The organism is Corynebacterium qintianiae (genome assembly GCF_011038645.2).
Lineage (GTDB): Bacteria > Actinomycetota > Actinomycetes > Mycobacteriales > Mycobacteriaceae > Corynebacterium > Corynebacterium qintianiae.
This window is the reverse complement of the sequence record NZ_CP064955.1, coordinates 267539-285918: the sequence shown is the minus strand read 5'-3', so window position 1 is coordinate 285918 and position 18380 is coordinate 267539. Positions and strand designations below refer to the sequence as shown.

Genomic DNA, 18380 nt, shown 5'->3' with positions numbered 1-18380 from the left:
CCCCGTGCAGAAGCACGGGGCGCCACGACGTAGGCCTCGTTTCTCCTGCGTGGGCCGTTCCCTGGAGGGGAAACCTTCGACTCTGTGACGAGTGACCGACGGTCTTCGGTGAAACTTGAGCTCGGGGATATTTCTCCCCGTTCAAACTTCGGTTCGTGAGCCTAGCCGATCGGCTGGGTCGCCACCAAATCGGCGTCTTTTGATCGCACTTGCTTCAACGCCCGCCACGCAGCTGCGAACAGCACACACCCGCCGATCAGCGCCATCGCTCCGATGCCGAAGGTCAACCCTGCCCAGAAGCCGCCGGCGGTAATCCCCTGGGATGCAGCCTCGTACTGCTGGGGCTTGGACCCAGGGCCGTTGCCGTCGATGGAGGAAATGATCCCGCCGCTGCCCGTTGCCGCACCCGCCTCTGCGCCAGCATCCGCGACTTCTTCTGCGGGCGCGTCAGCGGCCCCTGCCCCATCCGCCGGGGCCGGAACGTCTGCGCCGCTGCCAGAGCTGACTGAACTATTGGGTACTGCCGCAGGTGCACCGCCCCCGCCTCCGGACGCGCCACCCGAACCGCCCGCCGGGGCGGACGCTGGTGCGGAGGTCGCCGCCGGGATCGAGGATTGGCTCGCGCCACTTCCCGTGTTACCTGACACGGATGCACGAGCAGGTTGTGATGGTTGAGCAACGGGCGTCGAAACTGCCGCGGCGCCGGGTGTTTCCGAGGCATCTTTCTTATGCAGCTGGGTGAAGAGAGGGCCAGCATCTTTGTCAAGCTTGACAATGGCGCCTTCGATCTCCTTGAGGCCCTTGGTCAGCGCGCCCGGAACAGAGTCGTTGGACGGGCGGTTGACGTCCCCGGTGCAGTCATCACCGCTACCCAAGTTGGCGTACCCGTCCTTCTTGTGGGTATGCGCTGTACCGATCGCGTTCGAACCGACAGCAAAGCTCGACCGGAGCTCTTCACGGAATGGCTGGCCATCCTTCGTCGTGCCGGTGTACACAAAGGTGGCTGCGTAGAGCCCCGCCTCGGTAAATGCGAACGCTAAGTGGTCGTGGGCATTGAACTCGTAGGGTAAAGATGCTGTCGGGTCGTCCGAATCCAGCTCCTTCTCCAGGCCGGCAATTCCTTCGTGCCAGGCCATGATCCGTCCGGGCCCGGTGACGTCCTCCATCGTCACAATGGCTTTCGTGCCTTCTTTAAGACTGTCCGGCTTCAACCCCGTGGTGGAGAATCCGAGCCAGGGGAGGCTGAAATCCTGGGCCTGCGGAAGGACCCAGATCGAGGGGTAACCGCCGAGGAATGACCCTCCGAGGTTGGCGGGGACATCCGTTTTCGCTCCGTCCGGCACTTCGAAGAGGAAAGTTCCGCTTTGACGCGAAACCGGATTGCTCGTGTCGCTGTCGTCGTGAAGTCGAGCCTGCATCTTTCCGGCCGCATCTTCGAGCGCCAGGTCCATGTGCCCTTTTTGAATGAACGCTTCAGGCTTGGTTCTCAGAGCGGCTTCCGCATCACAGCGTTTCGAGTCAGCGGGCTCGGTCGTTTCCGGTGTAGTGACCGGCGGTAAGGAAGGGTTCGGTTCGGGGCTCGGGCTGGGACTCGGGCTGGGGCTGGGGCTGGGAGACGGTTTCAGGCTCGCGGACGGAGACGGCGCGGGAGAGGAAGGCGCAGGTGAGGAAGGCGCGGTGCCGTCCACATACTGCGTCACCGGGTTCAGGTTTTTGGTGGTGCCGTTTTTGAACCCCACGTCCGGATCATCGCCGACAAGCCAGTACTGCGTAATCGGCTCGGTAAGTTCCTGACCCCCGTCGGTGAGTTCGGCGCGACCCTGCCAGGTCAGAGCGTAGATGCCTGGTTTGGAGAACGTCCAGTTGAAGTGGCCGTGGGCGCCAACCTTGTAGGTGAAAGACTGGTATTGCGCTTCGTTACTACTGAAGACGCGGTCGGCGGTGTTGTTCCACTTCTTGAAGAAGACGTTGACGTCCCCGGGCCCGTCGATTTTTTGCAAGTCGAAGTGGAATTTTTCGTCCGTGAAATTGGTCGGAACCGGGTTGGCTTCGTGGGCCGGATCGAACGCACCGATACCGGACCAGAGGGGGCGCCACTGATCCGCGAACGGAATGAACTGCGGCGCGACCCACACGGTGTCACCGGGTGTGCCTAAGAACGGCATCGTCTCAGGAATGACCATCCGCGAGACTTCCTGGCCTGCGGCATTGGCGTCTCGGGCGAGCCGGTAGCAGAGCGAGTCCTGGGAGACCACCTGCTGGCCGTCGACCGCCATGATGGCGAGTTTGTCGCCGTTGATGCGGGTGCCGTACAAGGCATCGTTGTGCGACTGGTAGATCACTTTGCGGCCGGCGCAGGGATGCTTGACGGTGTCCCCGTCGACGGTCTTGTACGTGGTGTCCTCCGGAAGGACGAAACCGTACCCGACTTTCCCGGGCTTGTGGCCGGTGGCCGTCAAAGCAGGCGAGACAGGGCCGGTTGCTTCCTGCGCCTGCGCGACCGCTGGTGCACCGGCGCAGGCGAAGGCAGCGGTAAAGGCTGCGGCGAGGATCTTGCTTCTCATTTAAATCATCTCCTTGATGGGGCGGGCCCGCCGGAGGCGGATTCTCTCCGCGACGACGCCCTGGCGCGGGGCGAACAGCCAGCTGAGGGTGAAAATGACGGTGACGGCGAGCACGATCGTCGCACCGGTCGGGGAATCATAGGACCAGGACAGCCAAACACCGACGACGCTGCCCGCGGCGCCGATGGCGGCGGAGAGTGCCATCATGGTGCCCAGGTTGTCGGTGTAGAGGCGTGCGGCGGCGGCCGGGGTAACCAGCAGCGCGAGAACGAGAATGTTGCCGATCGTCTGCACCGAGATCACCACCGCGGCGGTGACGCACAGGTACAGGGCGAGGTCGAGTGCCGCGACAGGCAGGTTCATGGCGCGGGCGGTTTCGCGGTCGAGCGCAACCGCTGTGAGCCACGGCCGCAGCAGCACCATCACTGCGACGATGACGAAGCCTGTCGTGGCGCTGATCCAAATCGCCTGGGCACTGACCCCGGTCAGCGAGCCAAAGAGGAAAGAGCTTAACGACGCAGTGTAGCCCTCTACCCGCGAGATCAGGACGAGCCCGAGCGCGAAGGCGGCCGCGAAAACGATGCCGATCACCGTGTCTTCCTTGATGCGGCGGCGCTGAGACAGCGCGGAGATCACGACCGCCACGATCACACCAGCGACCGCGCCACCGGCAAGCACAGACACCTGCAGCGCGAACGCGACCGCGATGCCTGGGAAGACGGCGTGAGCGACCGCGTCACCGATGAATGCCATGCCGCGCAGCACAACGTAACATCCGACGACCGCGCACACAATAGCCGAGATGACGGCGACGATCAGCGCCCGCGGGAGGAATGCGAGCTGCGGGTTGGCAACGTCGATGAGGAATTGGAGGAAGCTGATTTCAGGCATGCGCCACCTCCGAAACGTGGGCGCGAAGCGACCGCAGCCACCTGGAGTCCGGGTCCACGCCGAAGGTATCGATCCACGGTTGCGGTTCGGTCAAACCCGCCGGGGTCCCGTCCGCCACCACTGCGCCGTTGAACAGCACGAGACGGTCGCAGGAATCGACGGCCTCGACGATGTTGTGGGTGGACATGACGATGGTGATGCCGCCGCTGACAAGTGCGCGGAACAACCCGAGGAGGTGCTCGGTAGAGGGGATGTCGAGGCCGGTGAAGGGTTCGTCGAGAAGCAGAACCTGCGGGCGGCGCACTAGGGCGCGGGCGACGAGCACGCGCTGGCGCTGGCCGCCGGAGAGCTCACCCACGGGTCGGCCGTGCAGATCGCTCAGGTTCACGGCTTCCAACGACTCGCGGGCTGCCTCTTGCTCGACCGAGCTCGGCCGACTCCACCATGGCCGCTGCCCGAGTGTCCCGTTGAGCACCATAGAGTGCACGTCGATCGGGAAATCCCAGGCGACGTCGTGTCGCTGGGGAACATAACCGACGACATCTCGCACCGCCGCGCCGGTTCGCCCGGCGACAGCCACCGTGCCGCGCGAAACGGGAACCAGGCCGAGCAATGCGCGAATAAGCGTGGTCTTTCCGGCGCCGTTAGGCCCGATCAGACCTACGAATTCACCGCCGCCGGCAGTGAAGTCCACCGCCGTGAATACGGGGCGTGAGGAGTAGGAGACGGTGAGGTTTCGGGCGTCGATAAGCTCAGTGCTCACTTGCGCCTCCTCTGGGAAGCACGCAGCGCGGCGATGACTGCGAGTGCGACGACGACCGCGCCGACAGCGAGCGCGATACCCAGCGCCACCAGATTGGTCGAGCGCTGCGCCGCCGCAGGCCCGGCGAACTCGGTGTCAAACGCCTCGGCGGGGTCGGTGCCAATCGCGATGCGCACGACCTGGTCATCGGTGTGCACCTGCCCCGCGTTGTCCTTCACTACGGCGCGGACGCCGACTAGGTGCACGCCCGGTCCGGTGAATACCCAGTTGGCGTGCGTGTGCGTGTTCGGCTGGACCCACATCGGCTGGGTGCCCTCGAGCCGCGAGTTCCACAGCTGCTGCGGCTGGTGGAAACCTCCAGGCTGAAGGAACAGGCTGAAGTCGCCGGGGCCGTCGTGGCCGCGGAATTCAAGGCTGACGCCTGCGCTGGAGCGCTCGAGAAGCGCCGGAGCCTGCGTGTTCCACCCCAGCCAAGGCACGCCTGCGACCTCGGTCTGCGGGATAACCCAGACGTTCTCACCGGGTTTTGCGCCGGTGAAGTCGAAATCCCCGGTTTCGGGAAGGGTCTGGACAGCCTCGTCGCCGACCTGGAAGACGACGTCGTCGAGATGGCGCCACACAGGAGGGACCTCGGAGTCGTCGCGCACTAGGAAGACGAGCTGGCCGTCAACGTAAGTCGCACCCAGGTCGGCGTGGCCGTGGGAAATCACGGTGCGCTCCCCCGCCGGCGCGATGCGTTCTTCCGCCGAGACCTGCTGCTGGAGCGCGGGATCCGGGTCAGCGACCTGCGCGGTGGCGAGCGGAGCGCAGAGCATGGTCGAGGCGGCCAACACCGCGGCGGTTAACTTCAGGTTCATTGAGTTGTCCTTTCCTTCAGGCATTCGCTTATCTGCGCCGCGTTAGCGCGCATCATGTCCACATACGTTGTCGCGGGCCCCGCCCCCGGCGGATCGAGCGAATCCCCCCGGATAGTGCACACGCGGATGCCCAAATGCGCCGCCGTCTCGGTCAGCTCGTTCGAGCGTCCTTGGAGCTCCGGTTCGAGGAACACGGCCGGCACGTCGAGGTTTTCCAGCGTGCGGGTCAGCGCCATGAGGTCGCGCGGGCTGGCCTGCACGCTGGGGTTCGGGGTTACAAACCCGGCGATCTTCATCCCGTAGGCGCGGCCGAGGTAGGAGTAGCCGTGGTGGGTGGTCACCAAGTTGCGGTTCGCTTCCGGCACCGACTCGACCGCCGCCCGCAGCGCCGCGTCCACCTCGTCGAGCTGCGCCTGATAGGCCTTGGCATTCGCGTCGAAGACCTCCGAATGCGCCGGGTCCGCCGCGCTCAGCGTGTCCCGCACCACGTTGACCACCGCCTTCATCGAGGCGACGTCGTGCCAGATGTGCGGGTCAAGCTCACCGTGGACGTGGCGGCCGAGCACCGCCTGCGGCAGCAGGTACGTCTCGTCGCCGGGGTTGCCCAGGAAACGGAAAGAACGCTCGGGCGGGATCGGCTGGAGCGTGGTGTTGGGCACCACGACGACGGCATCGCCTGGGTCGGCGTCGGGCGGGGCGTCGCCACGCAGCACGATGCGGCTTGCCCCGGGTTCGAGCACGGTAGCGATGTCGACGTGCCCGTGGTCGATGACCTGCTTGCCCGGCGCGGCCTGGGCCGCGTCGACGCCGACAACGACGGTGACGGTCTGCTCCACTTCCTCGCGCACGTCGGTCGCGGCGACCGCGTCGCGAAGGGCCGAAGCAAACGTGAGGTGATACACCCCAGGCGCGGAAAACGCCCAGCTGACGTGGGTGTGGGCGTCGACAGGCAACGTCGTGGAGTCCGACGTGTCTAAACCGTCGCGCGTGTTGAGCAGCACTTCCGGGGTTCCGAACGTACCCAGCACGAACGCGGAGGCCTCACCTGGCCCGTCCGCGGCGGTGAGCCGGAAGTCCGCAACTGTCGTGGGGGGAAGATCTCCCCGGGTGACCACTTTGAGGCCGAGCCAGACCGTGTCCAGGCTCGCGTCCTCCACGAGCGGAATCGGGTTGAACCCGTAGCGCTGCGCATCCTCCGCCACCTTGACCACGGCGGCACCGGGGCGCGCGGTGGCATCGATGGTGCGCGTCAGCGATTGCGGCTCGAGCAGGAGCCCGTTAGTGAACACGGCGTCGGCGTAGGCGATGTCGCGTGTGGCGTGCAGACGCGGCTCGTAAGTGTGCGGATCGACACCGGAAGGCATCAGCGTACTCACGTCCGCAGCGTCACCGGCGACGTTGCCGACCACGTCGGCCAGGATCGACGTGGAGGCGACGACCTTGAGGCGCCCGTCGTCGGCGAGAGTCGCCGCATTCCCGGTTCCGCACGCCGCCAACCCCGCCGCCGCGAATACGGCGAACAGAGCGGCTGCCTTTCTCACTGCCGACCGCCCGTGAGTCCGAGAATTCGGTTGCGCAGACGCGAATCGAGGGCGATCATGCCCGCGCCGAAGACGAGGATTCCCAACCCGAGCACGGCAAAGGGAAGGGTCATTACCGTGGTGCCGGTCTCCGCGAGGTTGCCGTCACGGGCAGTTTCGCCCCCGGTGCTGCTTCCGTTGGAGCTGCCCGCGCCACCTGCCGCGCCACCTGCGCAGCTGCCCTGCGGGTCGTATGTGGCGCCGAAGTCGAAGTGACCGTCGTTGGCGTTGCCGCTGCCACCTACGTTGAAGGTTAGGGTCGCCGATCCGCTGAGCTTTTCACCGCTTTTCGACGCCGCCGTCTGACGCACCGTTACCTTGTACGTGCCCGGCTTGCTGAACACCCACGACGGGTGGACGTGCGAGTTCGCGGGAATGGTGTGGGTGCCCTGGGCCTTTCCGTCGGCGGCGCGGAACCACTCCTCCCCCACGATCTGGCCGAGACCTCCCTGGGTGAACACAACCATCGCTCCGGGTCCCTCAAAACCCGTCTGCTCCATGGTCACCTCCCCGGTAGTGTTCCCCAAAAGGGAGGGGTGCTGTGTGTTTGCACCGATCCACGGCACCCCAGACTGCTGGGTCGACCCCACCATCCACGCCGGGCCCGCGGGAACCGGTCCCACTGCCTGCGGCAGGTTCGCCTTCGCAGCGTCACCGAGCCCGAACACGAGCGAGGCCGGGTCCTTCCACTGGGCGGGGACCGTTCGGTCGTCCTTGACCATCGGCTTGATGCCCGGGGTGCACTTCTTGTCCCCGCCGTCGGCCAGGGCGGGAGCAGGTTGGTTGTTCGGTTTGGCGGCGGCGGGTGATGCTATGGCAGAGGCACCGCCTTGGTTCGCATAATTCGTCGATGAACCGGACGATGAACCGGACGATGTATTCGGTGCTCCACTTTCACGCTGCGTTCTAACAGAGTCCGTACCACCGGCCCCGCAGAGAACCGTGCCGAAGTCGAAGTGGCCGCTATCTGCGTTTCCTGTGCCGCCGACGTTGAACGTGAGCGTCGACGACCCAGTCACATCGCCGTTGCCGGTATGCGCCGTCTGCTGCACCGTGACCTTGTAGGTACCCGGGGTGCTGAACACCCAGGACGGATGGACGTGTGAATTTGCGGGGATGGTGTGGCTGCCCTCCATGTGCCCGTCAGCTGCTTGGAACCATTCCTCCCCCATGATCTGACCGAGTCCGCCCTGGGTGAACACAACCATCGCCCCCGGGCCCTCAAAAGCAGTCAACTTCCAGGTGACCTCGGTGCTCCCACCTAGCGACTCGTGTTGAGTGTTCGCCCCGATCCATGGCACGCCAGCTTCCTGTGTCGAGCCCACCATCCACACCGTGCCTGCGGGGACGGGCCCTACCTGCTCGGGAAGTTCTTTCTTTGCGGCGTCACCCAAACCGAACTCGATGGATGCGGGGTCCTTCCATTCAGCGGGCACAACACGGTCATCCTTGACCATGGGCTGGAGAGGTTGCGAGCAGGCGCCGGTAGCCGTATTGATAACGGTCTCCGATAATGCCTGGGGGACTACCGGGGAGGCAGACAGGATCAATCCCGCGCAAGCCATCGCAGTGAACGGTTTCACCGGCAACAACCGGCCGATTCGTAGCGTCATGAAATTCTCAACCCCTTCTTATTGGAAAAACAAGAGGGATATTAATGACAATCTTTTTCATTTAGAAACCGGGGTGCTAATTACCCCCGAATGGAACCTCCCCGGGACAGCGGGGAGCAAATGCAAATTAGCGGGCAAGGGTCATCATTGATGACGTTCACCCGGACCCCACGCACGCAAAAAGCCCCGCCGAAGCGGGGCTGGGTGCGGGATGACCGCGGAAACTTACGCCTTCGTGGCGTAGTTCTTCTGTACCGACGGGTCGACCGGAACGCCCGGTCCCTGGGTAGCGGACACCGTGATCTTCTTCAAGTAGATGCCCTTGGCCGAGGACGGCTTGAGGCGCAGAACCTCGTCCAGCAGAGCACCGTAGTTCTCTGCCAGCTGTTCAGCAGTGAAGGATGCCTTGCCGATCAGGGCGTGGAGGTTGGAAGCCTTGTCCACGCGGAAGGCGATCTTGCCGCCCTTGACGTCGGCAATCGCCTTGGCGACGTCCGGGGTGACGGTGCCGGTCTTCGGGTTCGGCATCAGACCGCGGGGGCCGAGCACGCGAGCCACGCGGCCGACCTTGGCCATCTGGTCCGGGGTGGCGATCGCGACATCGAAGTCGAGCTGGCCGGCATTGATCTGCTCGATGAGCTCGTCGGTGCCGACGATGTCCGCGCCAGCCTCCTGCGCCTTGGTGGCGTTCTCGCCCTCGGCGAAGACGGCGACCCGGACGGTCTTGCCGGTGCCGTTGGGAAGCGACACGGTGCCGCGCACGAGCTGGTCGGCCTTACGCGGGTCGACTGACAGGCGCATTGCGACATCGATGGTGGCGTCGTACTTGTCGGAGGAGGTCTCCTTCGCAAGAGTGACGGCGTCGAACGGGTGGTACAGGTTGTCGCGGTCCACCTTGGCGGACAGCTCGTTGTAGCGCTTGGACTTTTTAGCCATGTTGAATTCCTTTTCCTACGTCAGGGATGGAGTTGTGGTGCGGGCCTGGCCGGCCCTGCCACATGAAACGCGTCGGAGAACTTACTTCTCCACGGTGATGCCCATGGAGCGGGCGGTGCCTGCGATGATCGCGGCGCCTGCCTCGATGTCGCGGGCGTTGAGGTCGGCCTTCTTGGTCTCGGCGATTTCCTTGCACTGATCCCAGGTCACGGAACCGACCTTCTGGGTGTGCGGGACGCCGGAGCCCTTCTGCAGGCCAGCGGCCTTGAGCAGCAGCTTTGCTGCCGGCGGGGACTTCAGGATGAAGGTGAACGAGCGGTCTTCGTAGACGGTGATCTCGACCGGGATGATGTCGCCGCGCATAGACTCGGTAGCGGCGTTGTATGCCTTGGTGAACTCGACGATGTTGACGCCGTGCGCACCGAGCGCCGGGCCGACCGGCGGTGCCGGGTTAGCCATGCCAGCCTGGATCTGCAGCTTGATCAGGCCTGTGACCTTCTTCTTTGCCATCGGATTACCTCAATTCCTTGGTACGGGGCCGCGCCACGATGAATAACGGGCCCTTCCGGATGCCCCCACGTGTTGGGAGCCACCGGGGATGTGAACGGATGTGAAAACGAAAAACGTCGCGCGTTGCCGAAGGTGGCACGCGCGACGCTTGACTTTACGCTGTTAGAGCGCAGGAAAGCAAAATACTCTTACATGATCCGCTCGATCTGGTCAGCGGTGAGCTCGACTGGGGTCTCGCGGCCGAAGATGGACACGAGCGCCTGAATCTTCCCGGTTTCCGGGTCGATCTCCGAAATCGTCGCGGAAACGGTTGCCAGGGCACCCGTGAGGATGGTGACAGCCTCGCCGACCTGGTAGTCGTGCGCCAGCTTCGGGGCGGCTTCCTGCTCAGGCATCGCGATAACAGTCTCCCCCTCGGCGTTGGCCACCGATTTCTGGGCCGAGTCGCCCACGACGGCGGGCTCCTTCGGCATGAGGAACTTGGCCACGTCGCGGTGCTTGACCGGCGTCGCGTTGCCCTCGTTGCCCACGAACGACGTCACGCCCGGGGTCTCGCGGACGACGGACCACGCGGCGTCGTTCATATCCATGCGGACGAGGACGTAACCCGGGAGCAACTTGCGCTTGACCATCTTGCGCTTGCCGTCCTTGAGCTCGATGGCCTGCTCGATGGGCACCACGACATCGTAAATGGAGTCCTCCACCTCGAGCGTCTGGATGCGCATGTCGAGGTTGGTCTTCACCTTGTTCTCGTAACCCGAGTAGGACTGGATGATGTACCAGTCGCCGGGGAGCTTCTTCAACTCCTTGGTGTACTCGCGCAGTCGGCGGCGGTACTCGGCGTCGCCGGAGTCCTCGGACTCCCCTGCCTCACCGGAGAGCGCCTGCTCGGCGGCGGCGGCGAGATCGATCTCGGCACCCTCGGCGTCGGCAGTCTGTCTGTCGGACTCCTCGTCGGCCTCGGACTCGGTCTCACCTTCCTCGCCGGTCTCGTCGTTCTCCTTGGGCTCCGGATCCGTCTCGGGGCTGACGGGGGCGCCCTCGTCGATCGTTTCCTGCTCGTTGTGCTCAACCTTGCCGGTGGTGTCTTCAGCCATGATGATTTCTCCTCACTACTCACTTTTGCGCCCCAGCCTACCCACCGTGAAGCTGGTGAGGAGGTTGCGAAGCAATAAATTATCCCGCCCTCCTCGGTACTTTCGAGGCGGCGGGATGTTGACAAGAAAAAATTATAGCTAACGGACGAGCACTTGCTCAACCGCCCAGCGTGCGACCCAGTCCACACCCCACACGAGGGCGGTGAGGATGATAAGGAACGCGAAAACGATCAGCGTGTAGTTGAGCATCTGGCGGCCGGTGGGCCAGATGACCTTGCGCATCTCGGAGACGACTTCACCCGGGAACGCGCCGGGGCCGCCGCTCGGGCTATCGTCCGTGGCGGTCTCGGCCTTGACCGGGGTCCGCGACTTCTCGTTGGAATCCGAAGAAACAGCGGGAACAGAGGAAACCCCGCGCAGCTGACGCTTGCCGGTCGGCTGCACCGGGTTCTGACCTTGCGGGTTCGTCACAAGAACTCCTCGTAGTTGAAGCTTTGGCAGGGGCGACAGGACTCGAACCTGCAACCTACGGTTTTGGAGACCGTTGCGCTACCAATTGCGCCACGCCCCTAGGGCACTGAGTTAACAGTACGCCTACCCTACCACGGGCGTGTGCACGCCCTGAGCCAAGGTGAGTAGCGATGGAGAGAATTGAACTCTCGACACAGCGATTATGAGTCGCTTGCTCTACCACTGAGCTACACCGCCATGTGTTTGCAGGATACCTCCGGCAAACAGCAGAGCCCCCTAGCAGAATCGAACTGCTGACCTTCTCCTTACCATGGAGACGCTCTGCCGACTGAGCTAAGGGGGCGCAGCCTCTTTGTTGTGGGTTTTTCCACCCGCTCCGTTGAAGCCTTGAAAAGATTAACCCGTACTAGCGTGCGTGCACAAATCAGCAGGGTAGAGGCCAATTTCGGGATCAAAATGCTCGCTTATCGACGTCCCCTTTCAACGTCCCGGACGCCACGCAACCAAAGAACCCGTCCACCCCGTGATCGAGGTGGACGGGTTCTTGTCCTGTGCCAGGTAGAAGATTCGAACTTCTGTAGGCAATGCCGACGGATTTACAGTCCGCTCCCTTTGGCCGCTCGGGCAACCTGGCGAGCACTCGATGAGTGCGTGAACAACACTACAGCAATCCTGCCGCCATTCAACAAATCGGCAGCTCAGGTAGAGGATTTACCCGACGCGGTCGACGGTGTGGTCGGACAAGTGGCGCAGCGCGTAGTTTGCGGGGGAATCCGGCAGCTGATCCAGCTGCTCATCCACGACCGCTATGTAGGAACGCACGACCTCGAGCGCCTGCTCTCGGCCCTTCGTCTGGCCGATGAGCTCGATGGCGTAGGCGACGTCCTCGTCGCGCTCCAGCGGGCCGGTGAGCATACCCCGCAACTGCTCGCCGGCGGGGGACTCGTCCCGCAGTGCGTAGAGCACCGGCAGAGTGAACACGCCCTCGCGCAGGTCGGTGCCCGGGGTCTTGCCGGACTGCTCGGAGTCCGAGAAGATGTCGATGATGTCGTCAACGATCTGGAAGATCATGCCGATCGCCTCGCCAATGACGGTGCAGCGCTCGACCACCTCCGGTTCAGCACCCGAGTGCATCGACCCCAGGTGCGCGGCCGACGCAATAAGCACCGCCGTCTTCTCCCGGATCACTTTGAGGTAGTGGTCGACGGGGTCTTCACCCCGCGCACCTACCGATTCACGCATCTGCCCGGTGACGAGCTGGCCGAAGGCGTCAGCGAAGTGCTTGACAGTCTCGGTGTTGATTTCGCTCATCATCTCGGACGCGTGAGCAAACAGGATGTCACCGGCCAAAATCGCCACAGTGTTGTTCCACCGCGCGTTGGCGGAATCGACGCCCCGGCGCATCTCGGCCTCGTCCATCACGTCGTCGTGGTAGAGCGTGGCCAGGTGAACCATCTCGGCGATCACGGCTCCCTTAACGGTGTTCTCGCTGCCGGGTTCGGGCCCGAACTCGCTGCAGAGCAGCGCGACCAGGGGACGGAACCGCTTCCCGCCGGCCTTGGCCAGGTGCGTGACCTTCTCCACGATGAAGTCCTCGCCCACTGACAACCGCCCCATCAGCAGGTCTTCCACCCGGCCCATGCCCTCGGCTACGCGCGCCGTGAGTTCCGCGTCTCCGAGGTCCATGGAAAAGTCGTGGCGGGGTGCCGGTTGGATCCCGTGGGTCATCGGTGTCGTCCTTGGGGTGAGAGGGCCTGAGATTGCTGTTCCTACGCTAGTCCACCGCAACCCCTGCCCGCAGTAACGGGGTCATATGTTTTACGCGGGGCCGACGGCGCCTGTGACACAATAGGTCACCGTGACTAGCAGCAGCAACGAGTTCGAGTGCGTCGTCGTGGGGGCGGGCCCCGCGGGGTCTGCTGCCGCGATCGCCGCGGCCCGCGCGGGTCTGAGCACCGCGCTTATCGACGCCGCTGCGGCCGGCCGCGACAAAACCTGCGGTGACGGCCTCACCCCGCGTGCCGTGCACTCGCTTCGCGAGCTGGATCTTCCCGTCCCCGGTTACCGCAACCGCGGCCTCAAGCTCCACGGTTTCGGCGGGCATGTCACAGCGGCCTGGCCCGAGGGCCCATTCGGCACCGAGGGCTCGGCCAGCCCCCGCGCGCATTTCGACGCCTGCCTCGTCAACGCCGCCCGCACAAGCGGAGTCGAGGTACGCCACGAATGCCCCGCCACCGGCGTGCACATCACGGGCGGCGCGATCACCGGCATCGAGACCCCGTCGGGCACATTGCACCCGAAGTGGGTCATCGTGGCTGATGGGGTGCGCTCCCCCCTCGGCAAGCGGCTCGGCCGCGTCTGGCACCGCGGCGAAGTGTACGGCGTTGCGGCCCGCTCCTACTGCGCGTCGCCGCTGTCCGGCGAACCGTGGATGCACTCGCACGTGGAGCTGCGCGACGCGGACGGCTCCATCCAGCCAGGTTACGGCTGGATTTTTCCGCTGGGCGACGGACACGTCAACCTCGGCTGCGGAGCACTGTCCACCGATACGCGCCCCGCGAAGGTGAATACGAAGAAACTACTGTCCATTTACGCCTCCCAGCAGCGCTCAGCCTGGGGCCTGGGGCCGGAGAAGAATGTGACCGGTGCGCTGCTGCCGATGGGCGGCGCGGTGTCCAACGTGGCGGGGCGCAACTGGGCAATCATCGGCGACGCCGCAGCGTGCGTCAATCCGCTCAACGGCGAGGGCATCGACTACGGCTTGGAGACGGCGCGGATGGCCATCGATCTCATCACCGGCTCCCCCGTCGGGATCGACCTCACGCTGGCCTGGCCGGCGGAGCTGCGCCGCGCGTACGGTAACGCCTTCACGCTGGCCCGAACGGCTGCGCGCCTGCTGACGTACCCGCAGTTTCTGCCGGCGGCGGGGCCGGTGGCGTTGCGGGGGCCCGTCGGCAAGCGCATCATGCCCGCGGCCGCCCGGTTGATGGGCAATCTGGTCACGGACGATGACCGTGACCTGATCTCGTGGGCGTGGCGCAAGGCCGGCCAGCTCGCCCCGAAGCGCGACCCGCTGTGGAGCGCGACTTAGACGGCCTTAACCGCGCTGTGCAGCGCGACGATCCCGCCGGAAAGGTCCTGCCAGCCCGCGTTCTCCCAGCCGTTGCAGTTGATTTCGCGGGCGAGCTCGGCCTGGTCGGGCCACGCCCGGATGGATTCGGCGAGGTATTCGTATGCGTCCGGGTTCGAGGAGAACAACCTCGCCAGTGCCGGCAGGGCGAGCGGCAGGTAGTTCTTGTACAACTCCCGGAAGCCCGGCACGACCGGGGTGGAGAACTCGTTGACGGCGAGGCGCCCACCCGGCTTGGTCACGCGCGCCATCTCGCGCAGCCCGGCGCGGAAATCGTGCACGTTGCGCAGCCCGTAGGAGATGGTCACGGCGTCGAAAGTGTTATCCGCGAACGGCAGGTGCATCGCGTCACCCACGACCTTGGGCACGTCGCGGTCCTTGCCCGCCGCGAGCATGCCCTGCGAGAAGTCGCAGGCCACGACCCACGCCCCGGACTTGCCTAGCTCAACGGTGGAGACGGCAGTGCCGGCGGCGAGGTCGAGAACCATCTCGCCGGGTTTGAGGTCGAGGCGCCCGCGGGTGCGGCGGCGCCAGTACCGGTCCAGGCCGAAGGAGAGCACGGTGTTGGTGATGTCGTAATTCTTGCCCACGTCATCGAACATGCCCGCTACATCGAAGGGCTTCTTGTCCAGATCTGCCTTGGCCATAAGGCCCTACTCTACGCAGACTTCGAGCTGCGCTTGCTGCGGGCCCGCTGCACCCACCGGGGAAGGGTGATGGAGCGACCGAAGAGGGTGATGTGGTCGCGGTTGTACCCCTCGATCGCCTGGCGGTAGTACCCCATGAGCTGTTCGCAGAGCGCATGCCAGGTCTTGTCCGCCACGGACAGGCGCGCGTTGGTCTGCAGCTGCCCGTGGCGTGCATCGTCGAGCAGGTAGCGCACGGCGTCGACAACGTCGCGCTCGAACGTGTCCACGTTGAGTAGCAGCCCGTTGTACCCCTCGACGATGAGGTCGATCGGCCCACCCGCGCGGGGGCCGATGGTGGGCACACCCGATGCCTGCGCCTCCTGGATGGCCTGGCAGAAGGTCTCGAATTCACCGGTGTGCACGAAGAGGTCGAGGCTGGCGTAGGCGCGGGCCAGGTCCTCGCCGGACAGAGCACCGGTGAACACGGCGTTCGGAAGGGTGTTCTCCAGGCACTTGCGCTCAGGGCCGTCGCCCACGATCACGAGCTGCACGTTCGGCTCCGTCACCAGGGGTGCGAGCCGGTGCACGCCCTTCTCCGAGGCGAGGCGGCCGACAAAGCCGACAATTTTTTTGCGACCCGTCGGGTCCCACTGTCGGCGCAATGTGTCCGAGCGCTTCAGCGGGTGGAACAGAGTGGTGTCCACACCCCGGCCCCAGTGGTGCACGCTCCCGATTCCGTGGCTCTCAAGCTCGCGGATCGCCTCGGATGACGGCGCGAGGGTGAGCTCGCAGTTGTTGTGGATGTTTCGGGTCCAGTCCCAGGCCACGTTGGCAAGCACGGAGGCGTGGTACTGGGTGGCAAATCCCGCGACGTCCGTCTGGTACAGACCGACCGCTGGGACGCCGAGCTGGAGTGCCGCGAACATCCCGGCGCCGCCGAGGACGAACGGGCTGGCGAGGTGGATGACATCCGGCTCGAACTCCGCGAGCGCCGATGTGATCGTCGTTGTTGGCACGCCGATGGGCAGAGAATCCACCAGCGGAATCATCATCGTGGGCACGCGGACGATGGTGAAGCCGAGGTAGTCGGGCACCTCCTCCTGGAAGTCGCGCGCACCGGGGGCGATGACGATCGCCTCGTGCCCCTCCTCCTTGAGGTATTCGAGCACCCGGAGGACGGAGTTGGTCACCCCGTTGACGTTGGGGAGAAACGACTCTGCGACGATACCTACACGCATGGTGACAGCTTCCCACAACCTTTTGTCTACTGAATAAAATGCAGGTGAATTCTTGGTTACGGGGCGACGCGAGCTTCTCGACGCCTAAACGCAGCGTTCACCCCCGCGTACGCCGCGGTCGCCACCAGCGTCGACGCCGCGGCCACCGATACGGCCGGGATGATCGACAGAGTCCAACCCCGGCCCTCCACCTTGACCAGCTCGGGATCGAACGTGGCGAAAGTGACCCACACCCGCTGCCCCTCCCCGAGTCCGGAGGGGTAGAGAAGCCCGGAGCGGGGCGAGTGGTAGCGGCCCTGCTCGTCCTGGAACTCGATGGACGTGCGCAGCGGACCGACCTCGGTGACGGTGGCCATGCCGCGGCCGGGAGATGACATGATCCGGGCGTCGTTGATCGCGGGCCCCGCCACCATCGCCGCCACACCGAGCATGGCGCAGGCGTAGAAAGCGAGCACGAGCTGGAGCAGCCGGCGGCGCCAGTTGATGCCACTCACGCGCGCAGCCGCTCCGCCAGATCTCGCCTGGTTGTCCGAGTCGTGCGCGCCTCAATGAGCGTGATCGGCGCGGGAGCCTCGCGCGTGTCCACGAGGGCGCCGCTCAGCTCGCTCAGGCTCTCCGCGCGCAGGTAGCGCACCCCGTAAGCTTCGGCGAGGGCCTCGATCTCGACGCCGTGCGGCGTGCCGAACGCCTCCTCGAACGCGCCCCGGACCGCGGGTGCGCCGACCTCGAGGGACTCGAAGATGCCGCCACCGTTGTCGTTGGCTACGACGACGGTGAGGTTGCTCGGACGGCGCTGGCCCGGACCGATGAGAAGGCCGCCGACATCGTGGAGAAATGTCAGGTCGCCCATCAGCGCCACGGTGCGCGGCGCGCGGATCTCATCCGGGTGCAACGCTTGGGTGGCCAGCGCGACGCCCACCGCCTGGGAGACGGTGCCGTCGATACCGGCGGCCCCCCGCGCGGAGACCGTGGCCACGCCGTCGAACGGCAGGCCGACCAGGCTGGCGTCGCGCACCGGGTTGGACGCGCCGAGCACCAACGTGTCTCCCACCCCGAGAGTGTCGCCGACCGCGGCCGCGACGTGCAGGCCGGTAAAGCCGAACATCTCCTCGGCGAGTGCGTCGCGCACCGTCTGCGCTCCTACCTCACCGGCGGCCTCGCAGATCTTCAACCACGTGTCGCTCGGCTGGCCGGTGGCCCTCACCCGCGAGCCGCGCAGCTGCGGCTTGCCCGTGAACGTCTCGGTACGCGAGAGCCCGATCACCCGGATATCCGGGTCGGCGAGCAGCGCCATCACATCGCGGTGCAGCGTCGGGTGCCCGACCACGATCACCTGATCCGGCTTGGTCGAGGCGGCGAAATCGCCGCCGTCGTGGCTGACCGACACCGATGCCTGTGCGAAGAAACGCGCCGCCAGCGGGTGGACCTGGTGGAAGGGGGCTGGAGCTGTCGGCTCCGCGATCGTCGGCACGTGCTCGAGTCCCGGAACCTCCCACGCCTCGTCGCCGGAGATAACGAGGGTGTCCTTGTCCAGGTCGATGTCTACCTCACCGTGATCGACCCAGCGCGCGCCGTCGAAGCGGCCCGGGCCCACGCGGCGCGGCTCACCGTGCGGGGCCGGGAGGTTGCCGGGCACCAAAGGGGTGTCGAGGGCGACGTTGATGTGAACCACGTCGGCGGCGAAGGTGATGGCGTCGCCGGTCTCGGTGACCTGCTGAGTTTCGGCGTAGCGACCGAAAATCCCCTGCTGCCAGATGGTCTGCGAGGCGCCCGTGCCCAGCATCCGCTCCGGGCGGTCCGCGCTGATCACCGCGAGCGGGGTGTGGGACATTCGCGCCTCAATGACGGCGGGGTACGCGTTGGCGACGGCGGTCCCCGAGGTCATCACGACACCGACGTGGCGGCGCTGCACCCGTGCGATACCGAGTGCGGTGAACGCGGCGCTGCGTTCGTCGATACGCACATGCACGCGAATGTCCCCGCGGGCGAGCAACGCGTACGCCAGCGGCGAGTTCCGCGAACCCGGGCTTAACACCACGTCAGTGACGTTCTCGGCGAGGCGATCGACCACGTATGCGGCCAGTTCCATGCTTCCCACGCG

The 18380-nt window shown here is 65.3% G+C and carries 16 protein-coding genes and 4 tRNA genes; 1 reads left to right on the top strand and 19 read right to left on the bottom strand.

Annotated elements, in window-relative coordinates; all coding sequences use genetic code 11:
- Positions 1 to 161: 161 nt before the first annotated feature.
- From G7Y29_RS01475 to G7Y29_RS01405, 15 genes are all read right to left on the bottom strand, one after another.
- A complete protein-coding gene (locus G7Y29_RS01475; protein ID WP_165003443.1) occupies positions 162 to 2564 on the bottom strand; it encodes a choice-of-anchor M domain-containing protein in 2403 nt (800 codons plus the stop codon).
- Positions 2565 to 3455 carry an anchored repeat-type ABC transporter permease subunit gene (locus tag G7Y29_RS01470; protein WP_165003441.1) on the bottom strand — a complete coding sequence of 297 codons (891 nt, stop codon included), beginning with the start codon at positions 3453 to 3455 and terminating at the stop codon, positions 2565 to 2567. It abuts the gene before it with no gap.
- Positions 3448 to 4218 (bottom strand): anchored repeat-type ABC transporter ATP-binding subunit, encoded by a 771-nt coding sequence (locus G7Y29_RS01465; protein WP_165003439.1) that lies wholly within the window; start codon positions 4216 to 4218, stop codon positions 3448 to 3450. The genes G7Y29_RS01470 and G7Y29_RS01465 overlap by 8 nt, the downstream gene beginning before the upstream one ends.
- Positions 4215 to 5075, bottom strand: coding sequence for a choice-of-anchor M domain-containing protein (locus G7Y29_RS01460; RefSeq protein ID WP_249399774.1), 861 nt, complete (start codon positions 5073 to 5075; stop codon positions 4215 to 4217). Before G7Y29_RS01460 ends, G7Y29_RS01465 begins: the two co-directional genes overlap by 4 nt.
- Positions 5072 to 6616, bottom strand: coding sequence for an anchored repeat ABC transporter, substrate-binding protein (locus G7Y29_RS01455; protein WP_165003438.1), 1545 nt, complete (start codon positions 6614 to 6616; stop codon positions 5072 to 5074). The genes G7Y29_RS01460 and G7Y29_RS01455 overlap by 4 nt, the downstream gene beginning before the upstream one ends.
- Positions 6613 to 8268 carry a TIGR03773 family transporter-associated surface protein gene (locus G7Y29_RS01450; protein ID WP_196820163.1) on the bottom strand — a complete coding sequence of 552 codons (1656 nt, stop codon included), beginning with the start codon at positions 8266 to 8268 and terminating at the stop codon, positions 6613 to 6615. Before G7Y29_RS01450 ends, G7Y29_RS01455 begins: the two co-directional genes overlap by 4 nt.
- A gap of 225 nt (positions 8269 to 8493) precedes the next feature.
- Positions 8494 to 9204 carry a 50S ribosomal protein L1 gene (gene rplA / locus G7Y29_RS01445; protein ID WP_165003433.1) on the bottom strand — a complete coding sequence of 237 codons (711 nt, stop codon included), beginning with the start codon at positions 9202 to 9204 and terminating at the stop codon, positions 8494 to 8496.
- 81 nt (positions 9205 to 9285) lie between these two features.
- On the bottom strand, positions 9286 to 9714 hold the full coding sequence (gene rplK, locus G7Y29_RS01440) for a 50S ribosomal protein L11 (protein WP_136653385.1): 429 nt from the start codon (positions 9712 to 9714) through the stop codon (positions 9286 to 9288).
- Between the two features lie 188 nt (positions 9715 to 9902).
- Positions 9903 to 10811 carry a transcription termination/antitermination protein NusG gene (gene nusG / locus G7Y29_RS01435; protein WP_165003431.1) on the bottom strand — a complete coding sequence of 303 codons (909 nt, stop codon included), beginning with the start codon at positions 10809 to 10811 and terminating at the stop codon, positions 9903 to 9905.
- 138 nt (positions 10812 to 10949) lie between these two features.
- Positions 10950 to 11282 (bottom strand): preprotein translocase subunit SecE, encoded by a 333-nt coding sequence (gene secE / locus G7Y29_RS01430; protein WP_165003429.1) that lies wholly within the window; start codon positions 11280 to 11282, stop codon positions 10950 to 10952.
- Between the two features lie 24 nt (positions 11283 to 11306).
- Positions 11307 to 11382, bottom strand: a tRNA-Trp gene (locus G7Y29_RS01425).
- 65 nt (positions 11383 to 11447) lie between these two features.
- Positions 11448 to 11519: transfer RNA gene (locus G7Y29_RS01420), tRNA-Met, on the bottom strand.
- Between the two features lie 33 nt (positions 11520 to 11552).
- Positions 11553 to 11625: transfer RNA gene (locus G7Y29_RS01415), tRNA-Thr, on the bottom strand.
- 209 nt (positions 11626 to 11834) lie between these two features.
- Positions 11835 to 11916, bottom strand: a tRNA-Tyr gene (locus G7Y29_RS01410).
- A gap of 77 nt (positions 11917 to 11993) precedes the next feature.
- Complete coding sequence (locus G7Y29_RS01405) at positions 11994 to 13010, bottom strand: polyprenyl synthetase family protein (protein ID WP_165003427.1); 1017 nt, start codon at positions 13008 to 13010, stop codon at positions 11994 to 11996.
- Positions 13011 to 13140: 130 nt separating this feature from the next.
- On the opposite strand from G7Y29_RS01405, the gene G7Y29_RS01400 reads away from it, so the two are divergent.
- Positions 13141 to 14373, top strand: a complete 1233-nt coding sequence (locus tag G7Y29_RS01400) for a geranylgeranyl reductase family protein (RefSeq protein ID WP_165003424.1) — start codon at positions 13141 to 13143, stop codon at positions 14371 to 14373.
- On the opposite strand, the gene G7Y29_RS01395 is transcribed toward G7Y29_RS01400, so the two are convergent.
- Genes G7Y29_RS01395 through menD form a run of 4 tightly spaced genes read right to left on the bottom strand, consistent with a single transcriptional unit; the run spans position 14370 to position 18368 of the window.
- On the bottom strand, positions 14370 to 15059 hold the full coding sequence (locus G7Y29_RS01395) for a demethylmenaquinone methyltransferase (RefSeq protein WP_165003422.1): 690 nt from the start codon (positions 15057 to 15059) through the stop codon (positions 14370 to 14372). The two genes, G7Y29_RS01400 and G7Y29_RS01395, sit on opposite strands and share 4 nt — an antisense overlap.
- A gap of 11 nt (positions 15060 to 15070) precedes the next feature.
- Positions 15071 to 16279: a glycosyltransferase family 4 protein gene (locus tag G7Y29_RS01390; protein WP_165003420.1), complete on the bottom strand. Its 1209-nt coding sequence runs from the start codon at positions 16277 to 16279 to the stop codon at positions 15071 to 15073.
- 56 nt (positions 16280 to 16335) lie between these two features.
- Entirely contained in the window at positions 16336 to 16710 is a 375-nt protein-coding gene (locus G7Y29_RS01385; protein ID WP_235933504.1) for a DUF3592 domain-containing protein, read from the bottom strand.
- Between the two features lie 59 nt (positions 16711 to 16769).
- The gene (gene menD, locus G7Y29_RS01380) at positions 16770 to 18368 is read right to left on the bottom strand and encodes a 2-succinyl-5-enolpyruvyl-6-hydroxy-3-cyclohexene-1-carboxylic-acid synthase (protein ID WP_165003416.1); all 1599 of its coding nucleotides are present in this window, start codon (positions 18366 to 18368) and stop codon (positions 16770 to 16772) included.
- Positions 18369 to 18380 lie beyond the last annotated feature (12 nt).

Coding starts and splice junctions, on each gene's coding strand:
- nusG (WP_165003431.1), bottom strand. CDS start 10,811: ATGGCTGAAGACACCACCGGCAAGGTTGAGCACAACGAGCAGGAAACG.
- rplK (WP_136653385.1), bottom strand. CDS start 9,714: ATGGCAAAGAAGAAGGTCACAGGCCTGATCAAGCTGCAGATCCAGGCT.
- G7Y29_RS01475 (WP_165003443.1), bottom strand. CDS start 2,564: ATGAGAAGCAAGATCCTCGCCGCAGCCTTTACCGCTGCCTTCGCCTGC.
- G7Y29_RS01395 (WP_165003422.1), bottom strand. CDS start 15,059: ATGGCCAAGGCAGATCTGGACAAGAAGCCCTTCGATGTAGCGGGCATG.
- menD (WP_165003416.1), bottom strand. CDS start 18,368: ATGGAACTGGCCGCATACGTGGTCGATCGCCTCGCCGAGAACGTCACT.
- G7Y29_RS01390 (WP_165003420.1), bottom strand. CDS start 16,279: ATGCGTGTAGGTATCGTCGCAGAGTCGTTTCTCCCCAACGTCAACGGG.
- G7Y29_RS01450 (WP_196820163.1), bottom strand. CDS start 8,268: ATGACGCTACGAATCGGCCGGTTGTTGCCGGTGAAACCGTTCACTGCG.
- G7Y29_RS01470 (WP_165003441.1), bottom strand. CDS start 3,455: ATGCCTGAAATCAGCTTCCTCCAATTCCTCATCGACGTTGCCAACCCG.
- G7Y29_RS01460 (WP_249399774.1), bottom strand. CDS start 5,075: ATGAACCTGAAGTTAACCGCCGCGGTGTTGGCCGCCTCGACCATGCTC.
- G7Y29_RS01385 (WP_235933504.1), bottom strand. CDS start 16,710: ATGCTCGGTGTGGCGGCGATGGTGGCGGGGCCCGCGATCAACGACGCC.
- rplA (WP_165003433.1), bottom strand. CDS start 9,204: ATGGCTAAAAAGTCCAAGCGCTACAACGAGCTGTCCGCCAAGGTGGAC.
- G7Y29_RS01405 (WP_165003427.1), bottom strand. CDS start 13,010: ATGACCCACGGGATCCAACCGGCACCCCGCCACGACTTTTCCATGGAC.